The 5,635-nt window shown below is 46.8% G+C and carries 5 protein-coding genes and 1 pseudogene; all 6 read left to right on the top strand.

The genetic code is table 11. The features are described from left to right. Window positions 1–937 (top strand): GspE/PulE family protein (locus ACESLU_RS10775; RefSeq protein WP_372638654.1); only part of this gene is annotated, 937 nt, incomplete at its 5' end. Between the two features lie 41 nt (window positions 938–978). Next, window positions 979–1,458: a hypothetical protein gene (locus tag ACESLU_RS10770; RefSeq protein ID WP_372638653.1), complete on the top strand. Its 480-nt coding sequence runs from the start codon at window positions 979–981 to the stop codon at window positions 1,456–1,458. Window positions 1,459–1,545: 87 nt separating this feature from the next. Further along, entirely contained in the window at window positions 1,546–2,091 is a 546-nt protein-coding gene (locus ACESLU_RS10765) for a hypothetical protein (RefSeq protein ID WP_372638652.1), read from the top strand. Between the two features lie 23 nt (window positions 2,092–2,114). Continuing rightward, the gene (locus ACESLU_RS10760; protein ID WP_372638651.1) at window positions 2,115–3,170 is read left to right on the top strand and encodes a hypothetical protein; all 1,056 of its coding nucleotides are present in this window, start codon (window positions 2,115–2,117) and stop codon (window positions 3,168–3,170) included. Between the two features lie 211 nt (window positions 3,171–3,381). Continuing rightward, window positions 3,382–4,662: a type IV pilus twitching motility protein PilT gene (locus ACESLU_RS10755; RefSeq protein WP_372638650.1), complete on the top strand. Its 1,281-nt coding sequence runs from the start codon at window positions 3,382–3,384 to the stop codon at window positions 4,660–4,662. 3 nt (window positions 4,663–4,665) lie between these two features. Further along, window positions 4,666–5,635: pseudogene (locus tag ACESLU_RS10750) on the top strand (hypothetical protein); the annotation flags it as partial.

The raw sequence follows: 5,635 nt of genomic DNA, 5'->3' as shown, positions 1-5,635 counted from the left end.
TGTAAACATCCGCTTTCGCGTATCGATTATGCCGATTGTAGGTACGGAGTTCAACCGGAAATTTGAGTCGATTGTCATCCGTGTGCTCGACGACCGCAAGGTGATCACGGATCTGAATAAACTGGGCCTGCAGCAAAATGCACTTCAGCTGTTTCGCAAAGCGATCAGCAAACCTTCGGGAATTGTGATTATAACCGGTCCGACGGGAAGCGGCAAGTCCACCAGCCTGATTGCCGCCCTTTATCATGTCATGGATCCCACCAAAAACGTATTGACGGTGGAGGACCCCACCGAATACATCATCAAGGGGGCTCGCCAGCTGAAGATCAACAGCCATATGAGTTTTGACCTGACGATGCGCGGAATTCTACGCCACGACCCTGATATCGTGCTGGTCGGTGAAATCAGGGATTTGTCAACGGCCGAGGTGGCTATCAAGCTGGCCAATACCGGGCACCTTACGTTCTCGACGCTGCATACCAATGATGCCCCGAGTGCCATTTCGCGGCTGTATAAAATGGGGGTTGAGCCGTTCCTGATTGCCAATGCGGTAAATTTAGTAATGGCGCAGCGGCTGGTTCGCAAACTCTGTGACCACTGCAAGCAAGAGGTTGACGAGGTGCATCCCGAAATTACCCGGGGAATCGGGTTTACAGATAAAGAAGTGGCTGAAACCACTTTCTACCAGGCGAATGAATCGGGATGTGAGAAGTGTGCAAACGGCTATAAAGGGAGGACCGCCATTATCGAGGCCCTCTATTTCACCAAGGAGATTCGCAATCTCATTTTAGATGCCGGGGCCAATATTGATGAAGATGTCATACGGGAGTATGCTGTGAACAATGGCATGATGACCTTGCGGGGATCCGGCAGGGAGAGGGTCAAGGAAGGAATTACCTCTATAGAGGAAGTCCTGGCCCTGACGGTGGGAGACTAAATGACAACAGGCAGCAACTACAGATATAGCGGGGTACCATTATGGTCGATACATCTGAACACATACTACTGGTAGCCGCGCTATTTATTTTTGCGATGCTGCAGCTGGGCTTGACGAGGTTATTACTGAATAACAATGCTACCATCGTCAGAACGGAACTGGACTATACGGCCGTGGCCCTTGCGCAGAATATTGTTGACCAGTCGCGCACCAAAGCGTTTGATGAAGCGGCCACAGGAGCATATAATCTTCTGACAGTACCGGACGATTTTACAGACCTGGGGCCGGAAATCGGCGAATACTACCCGTACTACGATGATTTCGACGATTACGATAACTATACGCGTACGGATACCACACAGCACGGTGTTTATGAAACAAGATGCCGCGTAGATTACATGCAGGAGAGCGATTTGAGTCAGGTATCCACGGTAAAAACACCCCACAAGCGGCTGTATGTTCAGGTTGTTTCTGAAGTAGAAGATACGCTAACTGTTACATATACAAAATCATATTACTAGTTATTGTGCAGATCCCAATGGGACCTAAACACAGAAGAGGAACGGCTTTTAACATGGAGAAACTAACATTCAAATGAACGCCCGGGAATGAACATATCCATTATATCCAGTTTTATTATCGGTACTATCTTGCTGGTGTCACTGGTCAAGGTGAACCTCAGTCTGGTTGGGAATTCCATGGATGCCATGTACGACCAGGTAGCGAAGATCCATGTCAACAGCATCGCCACCATGGTAAGTCATGATTTCCGAAAAATAGGATATGGGTTAAGCGGCGGAAGTTTACAGGAGGCCACGTCTTCAAAAATAACCTTCCAGGGAGACCTGGACGATGACGGGGTCGTCGATATGGTCAGCTGGGAGTGGGATAAGACCCAGGATATAACGGAAACTTCGAATCCCAATGACTATGTGTTGCTTAGAACGGTCAACGGGAAGAGCACCCCGATTAAAATGGGGGTCGTTAAGTTTGAGCTGTCCTATTACGATAAGCTGAATCAGCCAACTAATGCAATCGACGAGATACGATGGATTCAGGTAAGACTGTTGAGTGAAAGTGCGGATCCGGTAGGTGACAAGTATATGAACGCAAGCTGGGAAAAGAAATTTGTGCCGTTGAATATTGAAGATTAAAAATAGCAGAAGAATATAGCATTATGGGACGTCCGCTAATTTACATATGTGCCATTACCCTGGTTGTCCTGGGCATCCTGCAGATCAACCTGAACAACCGTCATATTGCGCTGGCAAAGCGCACGGCATCGTATGCCAATGATGCTGAAATGAGAAATATAGCTCATTCGGGTATTGAGGCGACACTTTACAAATTGCGTGATAATGCCAGCTGGAGAAATGACCATAATCCTTATGTAGTGGATCTCGAACACGGTTCCGCTTCCGTGATCATTGAGGATTATACCACAAATTCAAGTTTGGGGGTGGATCAGTTAAAACTGACGTCAAAAGTTACTTTTGCGGCAGACACATCCCTGGTCAATTACAAAGTCAAGATTATATACCCGCAGATACCGGAGCCCCCGGCGGCACTGGCGTTGACGGATCCTGATTTTACCCCCAATTTTTATGGAAGTTTTGATATCAACGGCAACGATGAAAGTGGGGTGGATACGGTCGGATTGCCTGGTGTCTCCGTTATTGATCAGCAGAGCAAGGATAAAATCCTTGACAGCACTACCGAGGGACAGCTTGATCAAATCGTGGGGAATACGGGTACTCCAAGTGTTGAAGTTGATCCGGCTATGGATTTTTCAAGCATGTCTGATTTCATAGACCAGCTTGAATCCAATGCTACTTATTTAACCGGCCAATACACGTCGGACCTTGGAAGTGAGAACAATCCGGGCGTGTTTATGGTAGAGGATTATGCCAAAATAACCGGTGACGTCAATGGGTACGGCATTTTAGTGATAAAGAAGTCGGGAGACCTGGATTTAACAGATCTTGATCTTGCAGGGACATTTAATTTTTACGGCCTGGTCTTGTTGGAGAATGCGTGGGCATTTGACGGTAAAGGCACGGTCGGGATTCATGGGTCGGTCATGATGGGTTCCCCGGAAGGTTCAACGACCACAAGTATCGATTTGGGGGGTAACCTGAACTTGCTGTACAACAGCACGGCCTTGAATTATGCCAAAGAGGCCGCTGAACAAACCATACCGGCCACCTTCGAAGTTCTGGATGTCTATGAATAGGTTCATATACACTGATAGAGGGCTTTGGAAAAGCAGGGGTTCTGTTCACTACCAAAGCCAGAGCCTTTTCAAAACCGCACTGTCTATGTGGACTATAGGTGAGGATTTTGAAATCGCGAGAATGCAGAGATTGGGAAAACAACGGTTTTGCAAAGGTCTCTGATAATAAGAGAAAATATTATAACCCATACTAAGTGACGAGTCACAACTCATGGATATAAAAATTAATAGTCAGTATAGCTTACAGGCCATGTCGGGGATGTTGCAGCCATTACTCTCCCAGCTATCGGATACGGTCAGAGGAATAGCGCTTCATCAGGAAATGGTTGGTCTGATCGATCGCCAGCCTGAAGAATGGCGGAAGAAGCTCACTAATAAGCTGGAATACTACCTGAATCTCATGGAGGAGCTCGAAGCTTCGGATATTGACATGGGCGGCGCGGGATGTGCGGGACAAGTCTGGTTTCGTATTCACGGGGACAAAAAACCCATTACTTCCGAGTACGAATTCACCAAACGGGAATCAGATATGCTGCTGTTAAATTTGCTGATGCCACGGCAACGGGAAAAACTGTTCACTAACCGGAATTTTGATTATTCATATACCATCTCGAAGCCGTCCGGGTTGGATCAGCGTTTCAGGGCCAATATGTATTACGACATGGAACATCTGGCGTTAAACATGCGGCGTATTGATAATGTAATCCGACCTTTTAAAGGACTCGGTCTCCATCCTGATGTGGCCAAAGCAGTAAGTCTAAAATATTTTCAATATGGGATGACGCTGGTAACCGGTATTACAGGTTCCGGTAAATCCAGTACGCTGGATACCATTATTGACGTCAATAATCGGAGCATGGAGGCCCACATTGTCATTATTGCTTCTCCGGTGGAATTGGTACATACGCCCAAGCGATCCATTATTCGCCACCGCGAGGTCGGCAGGGATGTTAACTCCTTCAAGGAGGGTGCCATACAGGCGCTTCGCCAGGATCCGGATATTATCATGATTGGCGAGCTCCGGGATCCCGAAACCATCATGACAGCCCTCGAAATTACCGATTCGGGCCATAAAACGTTTGGTACACTGCATACTTCATCTGCGATGGAAAGTATTGACCGGATAATAGGGGAAGTGCCAACGGAAGAACAGACCCGTATTCGGATGCGCCTGGCGGATGTATTGACCTGCGTAATCAGCCAGAAGCTGATACCAAGCCTGGACGGCAAGCGGGTTTTGGCCAAAGAAGTATTACTGGTCACTCCCTCGGTGAAAGCGGCTATACGAAACAATAATATCGGGGAAATTTACCAGATGCTTATGGAAGGGGGGAAAATGGGTATGCATACTCTCGAGCAAGATCTAAAACGCCTGTATAAGGAGGGCAAAATCTCTAAAGAGACGGCAATGAACTCTTCTAACAATAAAAACCGGATGCATAAGCTGATCAATCCGTCTACAGCTGACAAATTAAATATGATGGTGAGGTAGGTTATGGGTAAGGAATTTGTAGGAGTAACACAGGACGGTGATTTATTAAAAATTGCTCGCATTCAAAAAGAAAAGAATGGATGGAAATTAACCTATTTAAAACGGGTTGAGTTAAAAGTAGAAGCAGATGTTAAGCAAGAGAAAAACCGCTCGAAAGAGGTGGTGGAAGACCACAATGAAGATGTTCTTTTTGGAATCGACGAGAGCTACGACGAAAGCAACTATACCAATGGTGAGGAGAATGAACATGACAGTTTGGATCTCCTGAGAGCTATCGAGGAGGAAGGGGACGGCCGGGACTTGTTTCATTCAAATGTTGGAACGCTAACAGATGAACTGGAAGAGAGTCGCCAAAAAAAGCTCAAAGCAGGTATAACTATCCAGAGTGGCGACACAAACTTCCAGATACTCAAGGATAAAAATTACAACCAGTTAAAAACCAGGGAGCTCCAGGATCATCTTGCAGGACACTTGGAGAAAGTGTATGGTATGGTGCCCAGTACCGACCACTATCACTATAACATTCGGGAAGACGGTTCTCTCCTGTTAGTATCCTATCAAGAGAAGCCCTACCTGTTGAGGTTATTGGATCGCGCCCGGAACCTGTATTCCGGCAAGATAAAGATACAACAGATGCTGCCCGACGAAGTGCTCCTTGCCGGCTTGGTGAAGGAAAACTATAACCTGGAAAGGAATGAAATATCCTGCGTGATACATGTGGGGTTACACCGCAGCAGGCTATTTTTCATGCGGGGCGATCAAATACAACATGCGGTTGCTCCCATCGAGGAAGGGAGAGAGACATCAAGCGTGTTAGAGGTCTTATTCAGTAAGATACTGTTCCAGTTGGATACCGGTGAACTGAGCGGCCTGGATCGGATTCTGATTACAAACATTGATCCGAATGGAGCATCCATACGTTATTTCAGGAAGCAGTTTCCCGACGTGACAGTAGATGAGTTCCAGTTTAAAG

The sequence above is a fragment of the Fodinibius sp. genome, from assembly GCF_041642155.1.
GTDB lineage: Bacteria > Bacteroidota > Rhodothermia > Balneolales > Balneolaceae > Fodinibius.
This window is presented reverse-complemented; position numbering and strand designations above follow the sequence as displayed.

Excerpts from the sequence above, each read along its gene's own strand:
- ACESLU_RS10770 (WP_372638653.1), top strand. The coding sequence starts at position 979 with ATGGTCGATACATCTGAACACATACTACTGGTAGCCGCGCTATTTATT.
- ACESLU_RS10760 (WP_372638651.1), top strand. The coding sequence starts at position 2,115 with ATGGGACGTCCGCTAATTTACATATGTGCCATTACCCTGGTTGTCCTG.
- ACESLU_RS10755 (WP_372638650.1), top strand. The coding sequence starts at position 3,382 with ATGGATATAAAAATTAATAGTCAGTATAGCTTACAGGCCATGTCGGGG.
- ACESLU_RS10765 (WP_372638652.1), top strand. The coding sequence starts at position 1,546 with ATGAACATATCCATTATATCCAGTTTTATTATCGGTACTATCTTGCTG.